Consider the following 15406-nt stretch of genomic DNA (forward strand, 5'->3'; position numbering starts at 1 on the left):
GATCGTGATCGCCGGGCTCGACGACCGCGAACGGCGCATCATCCACATGCGGTTCGTCGACGAACCCACCCAGGCCCAGATCGGCGAACATCCGGACGTCTCCCAGATGCACGTCTCCCGACTCCTCCGTGACGACCAGCGACCGGGCCGTCTCGGGTGTCACCGGGGACGGCCCGGTCGGATCAGGAACGCCTGCGCCGCACGAGCACGAGCACGCCGGCCCCCACGGTGAGGACGCCCGCGGCGATGCTGAGCGGTACGACTGGGTCAGACCCTCCGGTGTGCGCCAGCGGTTCGCTGCCGCCCTGGGCCGCGAGGCCCGAGTCGGTGGTGCCGGATGTCGTGCCCTTGCCGCCGGAGGTGTCCGTACCGGTCTGCGCGCCCGGGTCCCCGGCCGCGTCCGGGTTCTCCTGCCCCGGCGCCGACGCCCCACCGCCGTCCGGGACGGTCCGCGCGGGGGATCCGAAACTGTACGCGCCCCGGTCCGGTGCGCCGCCCGTACGGGTCGCCCCCGTGAAGTCGGTGGTCGCGGCCGGGAACGGGGTGGCGGAGCCGATCGCGGGCGAGCCCTTCATGAGACGGAAGTCCGCGTTCGGGCCCGTGCCGGGGGCGGTGAACTTCGGGTCGGCGATGATGTCGTGCGGGCCCATGGCTTCCGGTGCCTTGCCGCCGAAGTAGACGTTGTAGTCATAGGTGACGTCCACGTTCCGGGACGTGCTGTTCGTGGCCTGGCCCGGCCGGCCGTAGGCGATGTTGTCGAGGAGCCGTACGTCGGTGCTGTCGACGGCGTAGATGTTGGCGTAGGGCGTGGTGATGCGGGCGCTGCGGCCGTTGAGGTACGCCGTGTTGTGGACGATATCGACGTGCTGGCTCTTGTAGGAGTGGATACCTGAACCGCCGTTGTCGTAACTGATGTTGTCGGCGACCAGAACGCGTCCGTTGTAGGCCGGCCTCCCTCGCCCGGGATCACCCTTCGTCGTGTCGACGATGATGCCGTTGCCGTCGGAGTAGCAGCGACAGCCTTCCCACTTGACCTTGGTCTCGTTGTCGTGGACACGGTTGCCAGTGATACGGATCTTGTACGTTCCGGGGTCTCCGCCGTCGGTGGCGTGGGGCGTAAGGACGGAGATGCCGCTGGCGCCGTAGACGGTGTACCAGGCGTTGGAATGGACGTGGTTGCCGATGATGTCGACATGGTCGGCCTCGATCGCGGAGATCCCGCCGCCCGCGCAGTCGTGCACCAGGTTGCCGATGATGTCGACATGGTGGGGGAAGGCGCCGGACTCCCGGTTCTTCTCCACTGATATGCAGTTGGTGTTGTACGTGGGGTCCGTCTTGCTCGACAAGCGTTCGGCGTCGGCCAGGGACAGCGCCGCATTGTTGCCCCTGACCTCCAGGTTCTTGATGACGATGTAAGACGCGCCGTAGACGCTGATGCCGTTCCAGGCCGCCCGCGGGTTCAGGACCGGCCGCTGGCCGGGATAGGCCATGAAGGTGATGGGCGCTCCCGGACGCCCCGATCGTTTGACGGTCAGCACGTTGGAGCCCTTTCGAGGCTCGGTGTACGTGCCGTTCATGACGGCGACGACGTCGCCCGGGCCGGCCAGGTCCGCGGCCTTCTGGAGGGTGCGGAACGGTGATCCGGTCGATGTGCCGGGGTTGGAGTCGCTGCCGCCGGAGCTGACGAAGTACGTGGGGACGAGGGGCTTCGCGGGCCGGGACGTGTGGAAGCTCGCGGTGGCAGGGGAAGGGGCGGGAGTACTGCTCTCCACGGCGGCGGGCGTCTTCTTGGCCGTCGACGGACTCACCCGGGCGGCCGTGCTTCGTGTGCCTGCGGAGTACCCCGCGCCCGACGGGACCATGACGAGGCCCGTCACCACGAGCGCGGCCATCCCGGCGGCGACGGTCGCGCCCGTCGCCTTGGCGGAGAGCCCCCCGAGGACACCGTGGTCGCCGCGGAGGCGGCTGGTCGCGCGACGGCCGTGCTCGCCGGACGACGGCCGGTGAGTGGTGTGCCGGACGGCTGCAGCCGGGTGGAAGTGGCCCCCGGCGCCGACGGCTCCGGCCTCGGCCGGGTCGCCCGCGCGACCGGGTACGAGCAGGGGCAGACCGGTGAGCAGTCGCTCCGGCGAGACCAGTCGTCCGACGGGATGACCGCATCTCTCGCAGGAGCGCAGGTGCCGAGCAATCCGCTTGCGCAGCAGGGTGCTGGGAGTCGGGTCCCCCGGGCCCGCGAGCTCGGTCAGCTTCGCGCACCGCGGAGTACGGGACAGCGCTCGCACGACTGTCCGCGCCACGTCCAGCTGAGTCTTCATCCGCTTGATCTGGACCGCCAGATGAGCCACCGGAAGGCTCATAGTCGCCGCAATGTCCTTACGGGACAACCGTCCGCACGCCTCAAGCCACCAGAGCGACAGCAGGTCCCGGTACGAGGTGTCGAGCCACGCGGTCGCCGCGGCGACCTGCCTCTGCTCGACAGAGAGCGACTGCCGCAGCAGAAAGAGTGTCGCGAAGTCGGGTTCCGGCGCGTGCCGTTCGTCGGCGTGCTCCAGTGTCGTCAGACGGCCCGACCGAGCCCGGCGCCGGGCGTCGGTGAGCTGGCGGACCGCGATGGCCACCAGCCAGGAGCGAAACTTCGCCGTGTCTCGCAGGTCCGGCAGCGCGCGGATCACCGCGACCATCGTGTCCTGCACGATGTCGTCGACGTCGAGGTCGCTCTCAGCTGCCCACCCGATCACGTTGTAGACCAGCGGCAGGGCGCCCGCGGTGAGCCGTTCGAGGGCCCCGGCGTCCCCGTCGCGAGCCGCCTCGACCGTGCGGCGGTCCGGAAACTTGTCGGTCCTGACGGACACGTCATCTCGCATGCGATACATCCTCAGACAAGAGCAGGTACGGCTGCTCTGGTGGGCGTTTCTTCGCAGCAGGAGACGAGCGGGTCCCCCAGGCATAACACTTTTCGCCTCGCGGGCCACCCTGCCGTCCTCCTCGCCGGACGACCGCCCCTCAGCCCAGCGGTGCGCACGCGTTCGCCGCCATGCTCAAGCCGGTCGGCATCCAGGTCGACATCAAGAAGGCGGACGAGGCGGACTTCGCCAAGATCCTCAGCGATCGGGACTTCGACCTCTTCCTCTCCGGCAACCGCTCCACGGACCCCTTCGGCGCCCGCTACCTGTACCAGTTCTACGGCACCGACAGCGACTCCAACCTGACCGGCACCGGAACCGCCGAACTCGACAAGGAGATCCACGCGGCGTCTCAGATCGCCGACCCCGCGAAGCAGACGGCCCAGGCCAACGCGATCGAACGCAAGGAACTCGCGCAGTACGCCTTCCTGCCCCTGTACAGCGGCCCCTCCGTCTACGGCGTCCGGAAGGGACTGGCGAATGTCGGCGCCACGATATTCGGCACTCCTCTGCCCGAGACCGTCGGCTGGCAGAAGTGACCCTTTGAAGGACCGGCGCAGGCGGACGTAGTGGCCATGGCCTGGCCTTCGACGAGCGGGCGATCCGAGGCGGCAAGATCGAGGCGCCCACTTCGCCGTCCCTCGGCCAACGCGGGGACCTTCTCCGGCGCCGGCGCCTCGCTCCAGGGGCTGATCGCGGTCGCGTCGAAGAAGGACAGCGGTCTCGCCAAGCCGATCGCCGACGCCATCGACTACCTGATCGACCACGGGCGGTACGCCCAGTGGCTGGCCGCCTGGACCCTGTCCGACGAGGCCGTCGCCGAGTCCGAGGTCAACCCGGCCGGACTGCCGCTCGGCAACTCGTGATCCGCTGCCCGGCCGGATCACGATGACCGCGTCCCCCGACACCGGCCCGCCGCCGTCCGTTCCGGCGTCGGGCCGTCGGGGGCCGGAACGCTCACCGCCACCCTCATGGCCGCCACCCTCGTCGTCCAGCCCTGCTCCCCGTGGCTTTTCGCCCGGCTCGGACGCAGACGCTCGCTCGCCCTGAGCGGTGCCCTGCTCGGGCACCCCTGCCTGGTGCTGCCCGCGGCCTCGACGGCTGCCCGCGCTGACCGGCGTCGCGGCCGTATCCCGACGCGCTGCCTGATCCATTCGCCGTTGGTGTCGACCATCTGCGCGATCTCCTCGTTGCTGCCCCTTCTGCTGGTGCTTGTCGGGGTGACAGGCGAAGGCGCCCGAAGTTTCGACGTCGTCGGGGCTTCCTGTTCCACGCTCACCTCAGGGCGACGCCCCGAGCGGCGGATGCAGATCGCTGACGGTGCCGTGCACGCGTATGTCAGTAGTCGAAGTTCTCGAACCGCACGTACTCCCCCGACGTCCATTCCAGGACCGACGTCCTCAGGCCGGGACCGGCGCACACATAGAAGCGGCGTTTGCCTTCGGCGCTCTTGTCCAGGACGTCGCCCTTGCCGATCCGGCGGGTGTGGACGACGGCACCGAGCCGACGCACGATCTCGAGTTCCGTGTCGTGTCTGCCGTCGAGAGGCTGGGTGACGAACAGCTCCGTCACCGCCGCCAGTCCGTCGATCCGTCCCAGGACGTCGACTGCGAGCAGCAGGTCATCCGCTTGCAGGCTCCACAGAACCCTCATCCTGCGGCCGGACTCCAGCACGGGCTGCGCCTGGGTGATGAGGGGCGTGATCCCCACTCCGCCGGCCACCACGACGATGTCGTCGTCGACGCAGGGGTCCTTGGCTTCCTCTGCGTACCTCACTTCGTCTTCGCCGCCAAAGCCCAGAACGGCGGCGGAGAGCTGCCTGCCGGGTTTCCAGTTGGCCAGGAGCGATGTGACAGGCCCGTTTCTCCGGACGGTGATGCTGAATTCGGCCCCGTGCAGCGGCCCCTGCTGCTCCGCTCCCGCATCCGGTGCCTCTGGAACGGCTACCGGGGGACTCGAAATCGTGAAGGTTCTGACGTAGTCGTCGTTCAGGGACCCGGGGTCATGGTCGCGCATGTGCGACCATCCGCGGTCGAGCGTTCCGGAGAAGTCCAGGGTGATGTGCTGCCCGGCGCGCCACGGCAGTAGGTGCTGGAACTCTGCTCTCGACGACGCGGTGGAGGGGGCGTCGAGGCGGAAGGTGTACCGCGAGATCGTCGGCGTCAGATGCTGTGCGCTGACCAGCGTCGCCCGCGCCTTTCCGACCGGCCGCCCCTCCGCGTCGACATCGTCGGCCGAGTGGGGACCCGCTCCGCTGCTTTCGTCGGCCAGTCTGCGGACCGGCGGGTTGTAGGGCGACTGGTCCAAGAGCCGCCCGCGAAACGGCAGTCCGTCCTTCACGAATCGCGCCGCTTCCACCGTCACCCGGACAGCGAGCCTGCTGCGTGTGATCAGCGAGGCGGCGTCAGCGCCGACCATGACCTCTGCCCGTCCCGTGAGGTAGAGGACATCCCCGGTCTCGAAGTCGGGGAAGGTGATTCCTACAGCGGGGTCGGTCTTGATGTTTCCCAGCGTCTGGTAGAAGCGGTTCCCCGAGTACTCGGGGTACACCAGGACGACGCCGTCGGTGTCGGAATTGCTCTGCACGCGCACGAATCCGGGTGCTCCACCCCGGTTGTTGGTGTCCATGCTCTCGGCGCCATGCCTGCTGGAGATGAAGAAGATGTCGGATCTGCCGATGAGCCGTACCGCGTCAGGCGGCAGCGGGAGCCGGTCGCCTGCCAAGACCGGAGAGGGGGCATGCGGCCGGACGGCTTTCCTGTTCAGGTACTTCGGACCATCGATCCCGAACGGACCCGCGCCACGATCGTGCAGGCCGCGACCCAGGTGCTGTACGAGCGCGGGCTGGACGGCATCGGAGTCGCAGAGCTCTGCACGCGTCTCGGGGTGTCCAAGGAGACGCTCTATCGGCACTTCGGCACCAAGGACGGCCTCGTCCACGCTGTGCTCGAGACACGAAGCGACCGCGTCATCGAGTGGCTGACCGATGCGGTCACCTCAAGCGGGGACGTCCCTGCCGACCAGCTCACAGCTCTGTTCCAAGCTCTTCAGAGCTGGTACGACGGTCCCGACTTCCGTGGTTGCGCGCTGATCAACGCGGCCACCCAGCACCACACGGACGCCGTCCGCGCCATCACGGCCCGACATGGCGACCGCTACCTCGCTCTGCTCACGGGCATCGCAGAGAGGGCCGGCGTCCCGGATCCGCGGCGACTTGCAGGCCAACTACTCATCCTCGCGGAGGGCGCCACCGTCGTGGCCGACCACCACGGCGCCGCGAGGGCCGGCGACCTCGCCGGTCAGGCCGCTCTGGCCCTCCTCGCCGCAGCCGGGCGATCCTGACCCGAGCAGGCACAGCCGAGTTCACAAGCGTCTCGCGTGCAGAGCCGCCTGATCGATCCGGACCCTCACGGCATGAGGCGTCCCTCCTCGCTCTGCGGATCGTCCGGACATGGCTCGGTGCTGCGGCCCAGTCCTGGAGCGTGACCTGCGGACCCTGGCGACCCTGCCAGCGTGACCTGCACTCCGGTCATGCGGTGCGCTCGGACGGCATGACCGAGCCGAGTGCGGGCAGAGCCGTTCGCCGACGCGCAGCCTGTTCGGGCGGTCGTTCCGCTGACCTAGACCATGGTCAAGAGGTGATTGGCGGGGCCGTAGTCGTTCTTCCAGGCCTGCGGCGGGCCGTCGCTGGTCACCGTGCACCACCGAACTGCATGCGCAGATAGCTGTCGAAGACGCGTCCGCCCAGAAGCCGACGCGTGTGGACAAGTGCCTTGGCGGCTGGAGTGACCACGTAGCGCGTCCGGGGGTGCGTCGCCGTGAGGGCACGTTCTATGGCCTTGGCGACCGCCTCGGGGCCGGCCGACAGTAGGCGGGAGCGGTACGAGGCGGCCATCTGCTCATCGACTGCGGCGTTGAGGCGGCTGTAGGGACTGCCGTGCCGGGATGATTCGGCAAGGGTGTGGGCGGCGGTGTCTCCGAACGCGGTGCGGATCAGGCCCGGTTCGATGAGGCTCACCTTGATGTTGAAGGGAGCGGCCTCGAAGCGCAGGGCGTCGGTGAGGGCCTCGACGGCGTACTTGCTGGCGTGGTAGTAACCCCCGCCGGGGAAGACCATGCGGCCTCCCATGGAACCCACATTGACGATCCGGCCGCTTCCCGCGGCGCGCATGCCGGGCATGACGAGCTGCGTCAGACGGGCCAGGCCGAAGACGTTGGTCTCGAACTGGCGGCGTACGCCGTCGAGGCCGGTCTCCTCGATCGTTCCGTATTCGCCGTAGCCGGCGTTGTTGACGAGAGCACCCACGCGGCCGTGTTCGGCCTCGATGGAGGCGACTGCCTTGCGCATCGATTCTTCGTCGGTGACGTCCAGTTCCAGCAGACGGGCCCCCTCCGGAGCAAGGAACTGGATGCTGTCGAGGCGACGGGCGGTAGCGTAGACGGTCAGATCCGTGCGGCGAGCAAGACGCTCGGCCGCGGCCCGGCCGATCCCGGACGAGGTCCCGGTGACGAGTACGGGGATGGTCATGATGACTTCCTTAGAAGGATGAGCCGGTCGGTGTGAACTGGGTGGCTGCGCGGATGCGGCTCCGTGTCTCCTGAGGCTCGAGTCGTTCCCCAGGAGGCTCTCTTCACGGCCGGAGGGCGTCGATGCCTGTGGTGATCAGGGCGACGCCGTCGCGCAGGAGGCTCTCGGTGGAACGTGGGCCGTGGACACCTGTTTCCAGTCCGCGGGTGAACGCCAGCAGGATCTCGGCAAGGCTTGCCACGTCGCTGTGCGGATGCTCGGCCGCCAGGACAGAGGCCAGCAGCTCTCGCATGGCGCCGTCGAAGAGCTCGATCTTGTCTGCCGAAAGCCTGGAGTCCGGGCCGAGGAGCTCGGCGGCGTGCGCGGGACTGTCCTGCCACAGGCGTGCCACGAGCGCGAGCTTGCAGGCCAAAGCAGCCGACAGGCGCTCGGTGAGCGACCCGGGGCCGCCTGCGGCCAGCGTGGCCTTGGACAGAGTGTCGCCCAAGAGGCGCTCCGCCAGACGCCGGAAGGCGTCTTCCTTGTTCCGCACGTACTGATACACCGCGGGTCGGGACATGCCCGCTTGCCGGGCTATGTCGTCCATCGTCGTGCGCCGTACCCCGTGCCGGGTGAAACAGATGTAAGCCGCATCCAGGATGGCGTCGACTTTTTCGTCCTCCAACATACTGACAAGTATTGCATCGAATGTCAGAACGTTGCAGGGCGGCATCGTCGTCGCATGCGTGACGTGCGACACCCGGCCGGCCTCAGGGGGCCGGCTCATGATCGAGGCCGCGAGTCGCGTCAGAACCTGACGGGCTGCACCCTCGGTGGTAGCCCGCCGGCCTCCTCATCGGGTTACGGGACGGTCCGTGCGGCCGCGGTGCCGGATCCGGTGCGCGGCCATTGCGATCGTGGCGATCACTGCCGCGGCGGCGAGGGCCTGGCCGCCGTAGGTGAGAACGTGCCGGAGGGAAGGAGCCGCGATGTATCCGGCCGTGGCCTCGGCGCCGGCCCACAACGACGCGGCGAGCAGGCTGTAGGGGGCGATGCGCCGGTAGGGCAGGCGCGTCGCCCCCGCCAGGTGCGGGGTCAGGGTCCGTACGACGGGAACGAAACGGGCGAGGAACACGGCCTGTCCACCGCGCCGGGCCATGAGGGTGTGTGCCCGTTCCCAGGCGACGGCGGGGATGCGCCGTCCCAGGCGGCCGGTACGCAGGCGGCTGCCCAGCAGATGCCCGGTGCGATGGCCGAGGGCGTCACCGGCCACGACCGCGCCCGCGGCGGTGGCGATGACCAGGACGAGGTTCAGGTCGCCGACGTGAGCCAGGGCTCCGGCGGCGAGCAGAAGGGTCAGGGTCGGGACGAACGCGCCGAGCAGCAGTACGGACTCGGCGACCACTGCGGCGGCCAGGATCGCGTAGGCAACGGGCACGGGAACCTGGCCGATGAGTCCGGTCAGCGTGTTCACCGGACCACCGCGGACGGGATGACCGGCGCCACCGGTACCGACGCACGAGTGGGGCGGCGCAGCTGCCAGACGTCGGCCGGGGGCAGGTTGCCCCAGACGGTCCAGCAGCCGGTGGCATACCGGCGCCGGTAACCGGCGAGGACTTCCTCCACGGCGCGGTGACGGCGGGCCTCCGCGCGGGAGGCGGTCAGCGCGCGGGCGTACCGGGTGCCGCGGTAGGCGAAGTAGGTGAGGACGCCGCCGGGGTGGAGCATCTCCATGTACCGCTTCATGATCGTCTCGACCTGGGCGGGAGTGAAGTTGGTGAACGGCAGTCCGGAGACGATCACGTCGTACGGGCGACCGGTGTCGAGCTGTTCGACAAGGGCGTGGTGGACGCGGACCCGTTCCCCCTCGCCGGCCAACCGCGGATGGGTGCGGACGAGGTGGCGCAGCCGGGCAGCGAAGCGTGCGTTGGCCTCGACGATGTCCAGCCGGCTGCCCGGGGAGAGGCGGGAGACCAGGGTGCGGGTCACCGATCCGGTGCCCGCGCCCGCCTCCAGCACGTTCAGGGGCCGTGCTCCGTTCTCCTGGACCGGGTCGGTGAGCAGGCGGGCGAGTGCTCTGCCGCTGGGAGCGATGGCTCCCGTGGTGCGCAGATCGCGCGCCGCTTCGATGAGGAACATCCAGCCCTCGGCGTTGCGCTGCGCGAGAACACGGTCGTGTGAGGTGGTCCAGTGATCCATGTCTTCGACGCTAGAGACGCTCGCTCCCCTGCGGATCATCCCTTGTGCGACCGCCTTCCCCTACGAAAGTAGGGGGTCGCCCCGGCAGAAGGTCGGCAGTGAAACCGGCGGCCGCCTGTCTACGCTGCACAGGTGAACCGGGAACGCCATAGCTGGGCCGAGTACGGGCGCTACGGACTGGTGGTGCTGCTGACCTTGGGTGCCGTGCAGAACGGGGCGTCGGCTTCCGACGGTCATTACGTCACCCTCCGTAGCGCCGTGGCGCTGGCGTGCGGGGCGGCTCTGCTGTGGCGCCGGAGGCTCTGGTGGGTCGCCCCGACGCTGACGACAGCGGCCACCGGTGTGTGGGGGTGGCCCGTGCTGCCGTTGTTCCTGGTCGCCCTCTTCGACCTCGCCGAACGGCGGCGTGTCCGGGCAGCCGTGGTCTGCTCGGTGGTCGCGCTCGTCGGCAATGCCGTCCTGCGGCCGGCCGCGTCCTTGTGGATCCCGCAGCAGTACGGCTCGACGCTCTTTCTGCTGCTGGCCGTGATCGGCGGACTGTGGATGGGCAACCGGCGCCGCCTGGTCCAGGCGCTCCATGCGCAGGTGGAGCATCTGCGGACCGAACGGGAACTCCGGGAGCAGGCCACGCGGATGGCGGAGCGTTCCGCGATCGCCGCTGAGATGCACGATGTGCTCGCCCACCGACTCAGCCTGATCGCTCTCCACACCGGTGTCCTGGCCACCAAGAAGGACACGCTGCCCGAGCATCTCATCGAACGGCTCAGCCTGCTGCGCACCGCCTCGACCGACGCCCTGACCGACCTGCGCGACGTGCTCGGCGCCCTGCGCACCGCCGAGCCGGCGCATGCCGCGGATCCGCCCGCACCTGTCCTGCGTGACGTCGAGGAAGTGATCGGGCAGGCGCGGTCGGCAGGACAGAGAGTCAGCGTGACGGTGGAGGGCAGCCCGGCACAGGCGCCCGCCGCGCACCGGTTGGCCGTCTACCGGCTCGTCCAAGAAGCGTTGACCAACGCCCGCAAGCACGCTCCGGACGCACCGGCTGACGTCCGCATCGCCTACGCGCCACCCGCCACCCTTGTCGAAGTCACCAACCCGCCCGGTACCGGCCTGGCGAGCGGACAACCGGTTCCCTCCGGTTTCGGTTTGATCGGCCTGCGTGAGCGGGTCGAAGCACTCGGCGGGCGCCTGAGCGCCGGGCCCGGCGGCGCCGGAACCTGGCGCCTTGCCGCCCGCATCCCCCACCCTGTCACCCAACAGAACGGTCCCCGCACGTGATCCGCGCCATGGTCGTCGACGACGACGCCCTTGTCCGCCTCGGACTGACCGACCTCCTCGACAGCGACGACGCCATCGAGGTCGTCGCACAGGCCGTCGACGGGCTCCATGCCATCGAGCAGGCCACCGCTCACCGCATCGACGTCGCACTGGTCGACGTCCGCATGCCCCGCATGGACGGTATCGCCGCCACCAAGCGCCTGCGTGCCCTGGCACACCCTCCGAAGGTCATCACCCTGACCACCTTCGACCTCGACCAGTACGTCTACGACGCGCTGGCCGCGGGCGCCGACGGCTTTCTCCTCAAAGACACCGACCCGGCCGAAATCCTCCGCGCCGTCCACCTCGTCGTCGCCGGCTCCGCCATGCTCCACCCCACCGCCGCCCGCCGCCTCATCGACCTCTACCACCACACGAGCCGCCCGCAGGCCACCCGGGCCCAGGCTCGCGTGGACGCCCTCACCCCACGCGAACGGGACGTCCTGTCCCTGCTCGCCCGAGGAGATACCAATGCCGACATCGCGAAAACCCTCGGCATGCAGGAAAGCACCGTGAAATCCCACGTCAGCCGCATCCTGACCGCCCTGGGGGTCACCAACCGTGTCCAGGCCGCACTCCTGGCCCGCGACGCGGATCCCTCACTCTGAGCTCCGCTCCGGCCTCACCACCATCGAAAGCCCCCGGGCCCGGGCACAGCTGGGCCGTTTCCGGAGCCGCTGGGAACGGCCTGGACCCCGGTTGTGGCGAGGTGTGTCCGGAGTGCCGCAGACTTCTGGCATGCAGCCCGAGCGTCCCGTGCCGACCCGTCGTCCGGTCACGACTTCCCCTCCCGACCCGCCCCGGGTGGCGTGGCGGAGGGAGATGCGTGAGCGGGTCCTCGAAGAGGCGTGGCAGCTGGCGTCGAGGGAGGGGTGGGACCGGGTGCGGGTAGGTGATCTCGCCGTGCGGGCCGAGGTGTCGCGGCCGTCGATCTACGCCGAGTTCGGGGATCGAGCGGGGATAGGTGCCGCGCTCGTGGAGCGCGAGTCGGGTCGCTTCCTGCTGGGGGTGGCCCAGATTCTCGGGATGCACCGGCATGATGTGGCCGCGGCTTTGGAGGCGGGCGTGGCTCACGCTCTGGCGGAGAGCACTCGCAATCCCTTCGTCCGTGCGGTGATAGGGGCGGCACAGGGCGGCACCGACGCTCTTCTTCCGTTCCTCTCCAGCCGGGCCGAACCGGTCTTCTCACAGTCCTGGGACCTCGTGAACGCATGGCTGGCCGAGGTCGCGCCCCACGTTCCCGCCGAGCTGCGCCTCGAAGCCACCGACCTCACCGTCAGGCTGACGATCAGTCACATGCTCCTGCCGTCTGCCGACGCGCAGGCCTCGCCCGCGCGGGTGGCCCGCGCCGCGTGCGCCGTGCTGGGGCATGGAGGGCCGGTCACGGCAGAGCGGAATCCGGCACAGGCCGAGGCCCACGGCGTATCCGGATCGTAGCTGCCGTCGGCCCCCTGGCTGCTCCCTCGGCGTGGGCGGCCGGCGGGAACACCGCGGCGGGGTCGCCCTCGGCCGGACGCTGCCACCGCGACGGTCTGCCGGTGGTGCACGCTTCGGTCCACGGCTGCGTGGAGACGAAGAGTCATTCGTCGGAGCCGGCCACTGCTCGGGCGCCTCCCGTCGAGCGCATGCTGACGCGTGTCACATCGTCGTCGTAGTGCGCCAGCAACCGGGGATCCATGATCCTGCGCCACAGGGGCGGGATCCAGGCCAGCACGATCATCGTGGCGTAGCCGGAGGGCAGTTGAGGTGCCTCATCGAAGTGCCGCAGGGTCTGGTAGCGACGCAGCGGGTTGGCGTGATGGTCGGAATGACGCTGAAGCTGGAACAGGAACAGGTTGCTGACCGTGTTGTTGCTGTTCCAGCTGTGTCGTGGCGCGACCCGTTCATAGCGCCCGTCTGGCAGTCGTCGACGCAGCAGCCCGTAGTGCTCCAGGTAGTTGACCGATTCCAAGAGACAGAAGCCGAGGACAGCCTGCAGGGCGAGATAAGGCAGCACCGTCCAGCCGAACACGGCGGTCAGGGCTGAGAAGAGGGCTGCCGACAGCGCCCAGGCGGTGAGGATGTCGTTGTGCGGGCTCCACACCCGGCGCCCTCGCCGGGTCAGCCTGCGGCTTTCGAGAAGCCAGGCGGAACGGGCACCGCCGATCACCGTGCGGGGCAGGAACTGCCAGAAGCTTTCGCCCATGCGAGAGCTGGCGGGGTCTTCCGGAGTGGCGACCCGTATGTGATGGCCGTGGTTGTGTTCCACGTAGAAGTGCCCGTACCAGGTCTGGGCAAGAGCCATACGACTCAACCGGCGTTCCAACTTCTCCCGCTTGTGGCCCAGTTCGTGGGCGGTATTGATGGCCACACCGGCCACGACCCCCGTGGTCGCGGCCAATCCGACGTGATCGGCGAGGGACAGTCCGGCACGGGACCAGACCCCGCACGTCCACACGAGGGAACCGAACTGCAGAGGCAGGTAGAGATAGGTGCACCACCGGTAGTAGCGATCGGCCTCCAGCCGCTTCATCACCGCCTCGGGGGGATTGGCGGCGTCCCGCCCCAGGGCGGTGTCCAGAACCGGAACCAGGACGAAGGCGAAAGCGGGCCCCCACCACCAGAACACACCGAGACCGGTGAGCCCGACCAGGGCTCCGGCCTGGAAGGGAAGCGTGGGAACGGCCAGAGCGATCAGCCACAGGCAGCGTCTGGGGCCTTTCCATCGGATCGATTCGACATCTGCCTGTCCCGACACGAGGCCTCCTTCGCACATGGGGGCGTGCTTCCGCCGGACCCGCCCGGGACCCGGCGGAAGCACGCTTTGTGGGGAGCCCTGAGAGTGCCACCACTGCTACGTCGCTGACAAAGGTGGCGCCGTGTCAACGTTCTGATGGGCCGTCAGTATCGGTCTCGTGCTCTCCCCCGCGATCCGGGCGGCACCACGGGCCGCGAGGTCGACCACGGTGCACGCCGATGCCGGGCCATCACCGCCGCCTCTGCGGCCTGCATCCAGGAGCGCTCCCGTAGCGGAAGAAAGGGGGCGGCTGACGAATCTCAGCCCGCCGGCCGAACAACCGCGCGGAGGCGACGATGATTGAAGTAACACGCGTAATAACCCTTCGGCATCCTCTCGCCGACGTCGTACGCTATCTCTCCGATTTCTCACACACCGAAATGTGGGACCCAGGCACTGTTACCTGCGAGCAGATCGGCAGTGCGCCGGTGGCCGTCGGCACCGAGTGGCACAATGTGTCACAGTTCCGGGGCCGCCGCACGGAACTGGATTACACACTTACCCGCTTCGAAGAAGATCACCTCACTTTCGTCGGCCGCAACAAGACCGCCACATCCACGGATGATCTGCGTTTCGAGGAGCACACGGAAGGCACGAGGCTGACCTACAGGGCACGAGTGGACTTCCACGGGCTGGCTCGGATCGCCACCCCTCTCCTGAAACGCGAATTCGAGCGCCTCGGCGACGAGGTGTCCGGGCGACTGCCGCAAGCGCTCGACGAGGCCTTGAGCCGCCCACCGAGGAGCGACTCGCCCCAGTGATCACGCGGAGCACGTGACTACCGGAGCCGGGTCGGATTAATTACTTTCCAAAGGCCTTGGTGATCGTCAAGAAATTTTTGCCGCAATCGCTTCTGCGAGACGTGTGGTGGGGCGTCCGATGAGGCGGCCGAGATCGTCACCGCCGCCCTCGGCCAACCCGGCTGCCACAGCGGCTACATCCACGTTCACGAGCATGTCCGCGATTTCCGAGGGCAGGCCCGCCTTCTCGAGAATGCCCTTGTAGACGTCGCCAGGCACATCCACGTATTTCACGGGCTTTCCGGTCTGCCGCGCCAGCTCGGTGGCGTATTCGGTCAGCGTCCACGCCTCGTCCCCGCTCAGCTCGTACGCCCGGTTCTCGTGGCCGCCCTGAACCAGAACGGCCACCGCCGCAGCGGCGAGGTCCGCGCGAGTTGCTGAACCTATGCGCCCATCCGCCGCGCTGCCGACGAGGCCGTGCTCCAGCTGAGCAGGAATCTGGTCCGTGTACACCTCGGTGTAGAATGCGTTACGCAGCAGTGTGTACGGCACTCCCGAGTCGAGGATGATCTGTTCGGTCGCCTTGTGCTCGTCGGCGAGGGCGAAATTCGCCTGCGGGCAGCCGAGGAGGCTCGTGTACGCGATGCGGGCCACTCCGGCGCGTTTGGCCGCTTCGACCACGGCAGCATGGTGCGGCACCCGCCGGCCGATCTCGCTGCCCGAGATCAGCAACACGACATCGCCCTCACGAAATATGCCGTTCAGCGTGCCGGGTTCGTTGTAGTCGGCCGTCTGCACCTCGACACCGGCCGCGGCGAGTGAGGCGGCCTTGGCCGGGTCACGCACGACCGCGACGATCCGCTCGGCGGACACCTCCGCCAGAAGCCCCTCGATCACCAGTTTGCCCAGCTTGCCGGAAGCTCCCGTGACCACCATACGCATGAGATATCTGACCCATCTGTCA

General features: G+C 68.8%; 14 protein-coding genes and 2 pseudogenes. 8 read left to right on the forward strand and 8 right to left on the reverse strand.

The annotated features are described in order from the left end of the window. Positions 1-4: 4 nt before the first annotated feature. Positions 5-232: pseudogene (locus tag ACIQOE_RS07975) on the forward strand (sigma factor-like helix-turn-helix DNA-binding protein); the annotation flags it as partial. On the opposite strand, the gene ACIQOE_RS07980 reads toward ACIQOE_RS07975, so the two are convergent. Further along, entirely contained in the window at positions 183-2864 is a 2682-nt protein-coding gene (locus tag ACIQOE_RS07980) for a sigma-70 family RNA polymerase sigma factor (RefSeq protein WP_401410411.1), read from the reverse strand. The pseudogene ACIQOE_RS07975 and the gene ACIQOE_RS07980 overlap by 50 nt on opposite strands. Before the next feature lie 170 nt (positions 2865-3034). Here ACIQOE_RS07980 and ACIQOE_RS07985 point away from each other — a divergent pair, with 170 nt between their 5' ends. Both ACIQOE_RS07985 and ACIQOE_RS07990 read left to right on the forward strand, forming a co-directional pair. Beyond that, positions 3035-3442 (forward strand): hypothetical protein, encoded by a 408-nt coding sequence (locus ACIQOE_RS07985; RefSeq protein WP_401410413.1) that lies wholly within the window; start codon positions 3035-3037, stop codon positions 3440-3442. Between the two features lie 105 nt (positions 3443-3547). Then, a pseudogene (locus ACIQOE_RS07990) lies at positions 3548-3769 on the forward strand (ABC transporter substrate-binding protein); the annotation flags it as partial. Between the two features lie 472 nt (positions 3770-4241). Here ACIQOE_RS07990 and ACIQOE_RS07995 read toward each other — a convergent pair. Continuing rightward, complete coding sequence (locus ACIQOE_RS07995) at positions 4242-5627, reverse strand: pyridoxamine 5'-phosphate oxidase family protein (protein ID WP_401410415.1); 1386 nt, start codon at positions 5625-5627, stop codon at positions 4242-4244. A 15-nt stretch (positions 5628-5642) separates the two neighbouring features. On the opposite strand from ACIQOE_RS07995, the gene ACIQOE_RS08000 reads away from it, so the two are divergent. After that, positions 5643-6245, forward strand: a complete 603-nt coding sequence (locus tag ACIQOE_RS08000; RefSeq protein ID WP_401410417.1) for a TetR/AcrR family transcriptional regulator — start codon at positions 5643-5645, stop codon at positions 6243-6245. Between the two features lie 349 nt (positions 6246-6594). On the opposite strand, the gene ACIQOE_RS08005 is transcribed toward ACIQOE_RS08000, so the two are convergent. The 4 genes from ACIQOE_RS08005 to ACIQOE_RS08020 form a co-directional block, all read right to left on the reverse strand. Then, entirely contained in the window at positions 6595-7431 is an 837-nt protein-coding gene (locus ACIQOE_RS08005) for an oxidoreductase (RefSeq protein WP_401410419.1), read from the reverse strand. A gap of 103 nt (positions 7432-7534) precedes the next feature. Further along, entirely contained in the window at positions 7535-8098 is a 564-nt protein-coding gene (locus ACIQOE_RS08010) for a TetR/AcrR family transcriptional regulator (protein ID WP_401410421.1), read from the reverse strand. A gap of 165 nt (positions 8099-8263) precedes the next feature. Further along, positions 8264-8884: a DedA family protein gene (locus tag ACIQOE_RS08015; protein WP_401410423.1), complete on the reverse strand. Its 621-nt coding sequence runs from the start codon at positions 8882-8884 to the stop codon at positions 8264-8266. Continuing rightward, positions 8881-9609: a class I SAM-dependent methyltransferase gene (locus ACIQOE_RS08020; RefSeq protein WP_401410425.1), complete on the reverse strand. Its 729-nt coding sequence runs from the start codon at positions 9607-9609 to the stop codon at positions 8881-8883. Before ACIQOE_RS08020 ends, ACIQOE_RS08015 begins: the two co-directional genes overlap by 4 nt. Before the next feature lie 132 nt (positions 9610-9741). Between ACIQOE_RS08020 and ACIQOE_RS08025 the strand changes: the two genes are divergently transcribed. The 3 genes from ACIQOE_RS08025 to ACIQOE_RS08035 all read left to right on the forward strand — a co-directional run bounded on the left by ACIQOE_RS08025 (position 9742) and on the right by ACIQOE_RS08035 (position 12363). Then, positions 9742-10887: a sensor histidine kinase gene (locus ACIQOE_RS08025; protein ID WP_401410427.1), complete on the forward strand. Its 1146-nt coding sequence runs from the start codon at positions 9742-9744 to the stop codon at positions 10885-10887. Next, positions 10884-11534, forward strand: coding sequence for a response regulator transcription factor (locus tag ACIQOE_RS08030; RefSeq protein WP_363019597.1), 651 nt, complete (start codon positions 10884-10886; stop codon positions 11532-11534). The genes ACIQOE_RS08025 and ACIQOE_RS08030 overlap by 4 nt, the downstream gene beginning before the upstream one ends. Before the next feature lie 130 nt (positions 11535-11664). Then, positions 11665-12363 carry a TetR family transcriptional regulator gene (locus ACIQOE_RS08035; RefSeq protein ID WP_401410429.1) on the forward strand — a complete coding sequence of 233 codons (699 nt, stop codon included), beginning with the start codon at positions 11665-11667 and terminating at the stop codon, positions 12361-12363. Between the two features lie 142 nt (positions 12364-12505). Here the strand turns inward: ACIQOE_RS08035 and ACIQOE_RS08040 are convergent, their stop codons facing one another. Further along, entirely contained in the window at positions 12506-13663 is a 1158-nt protein-coding gene (locus tag ACIQOE_RS08040; protein ID WP_363019595.1) for an alkane 1-monooxygenase, read from the reverse strand. Between the two features lie 335 nt (positions 13664-13998). On the opposite strand from ACIQOE_RS08040, the gene ACIQOE_RS08045 reads away from it, so the two are divergent. Then, positions 13999-14463: an SRPBCC family protein gene (locus ACIQOE_RS08045; protein WP_401410431.1), complete on the forward strand. Its 465-nt coding sequence runs from the start codon at positions 13999-14001 to the stop codon at positions 14461-14463. Between the two features lie 66 nt (positions 14464-14529). Here ACIQOE_RS08045 and ACIQOE_RS08050 read toward each other — a convergent pair whose 3' ends face one another. After that, positions 14530-15384: an NAD(P)H-binding protein gene (locus ACIQOE_RS08050; protein WP_401410433.1), complete on the reverse strand. Its 855-nt coding sequence runs from the start codon at positions 15382-15384 to the stop codon at positions 14530-14532. Positions 15385-15406 lie beyond the last annotated feature (22 nt).

This window comes from Streptomyces sp. NPDC091282, assembly GCF_044757385.1.
Classification (GTDB): Bacteria; Actinomycetota; Actinomycetes; order Streptomycetales; family Streptomycetaceae; genus Streptomyces; species Streptomyces gramineus.

Excerpts from the sequence above, each read along its gene's own strand:
- ACIQOE_RS07980 (WP_401410411.1), bottom strand. The coding sequence starts at position 2,864 with ATGCGAGATGACGTGTCCGTCAGGACCGACAAGTTTCCGGACCGCCGC.
- ACIQOE_RS07985 (WP_401410413.1), top strand. The coding sequence starts at position 3,035 with ATGCTCAAGCCGGTCGGCATCCAGGTCGACATCAAGAAGGCGGACGAG.
- ACIQOE_RS08000 (WP_401410417.1), top strand. The coding sequence starts at position 5,643 with ATGCGGCCGGACGGCTTTCCTGTTCAGGTACTTCGGACCATCGATCCC.
- ACIQOE_RS08005 (WP_401410419.1), bottom strand. The coding sequence starts at position 7,431 with ATGACCATCCCCGTACTCGTCACCGGGACCTCGTCCGGGATCGGCCGG.
- ACIQOE_RS08010 (WP_401410421.1), bottom strand. The coding sequence starts at position 8,098 with ATGTTGGAGGACGAAAAAGTCGACGCCATCCTGGATGCGGCTTACATC.
- ACIQOE_RS08020 (WP_401410425.1), bottom strand. The coding sequence starts at position 9,609 with ATGGATCACTGGACCACCTCACACGACCGTGTTCTCGCGCAGCGCAAC.
- ACIQOE_RS08035 (WP_401410429.1), top strand. The coding sequence starts at position 11,665 with ATGCAGCCCGAGCGTCCCGTGCCGACCCGTCGTCCGGTCACGACTTCC.
- ACIQOE_RS08045 (WP_401410431.1), top strand. The coding sequence starts at position 13,999 with ATGATTGAAGTAACACGCGTAATAACCCTTCGGCATCCTCTCGCCGAC.
- ACIQOE_RS08050 (WP_401410433.1), bottom strand. The coding sequence starts at position 15,384 with ATGCGTATGGTGGTCACGGGAGCTTCCGGCAAGCTGGGCAAACTGGTG.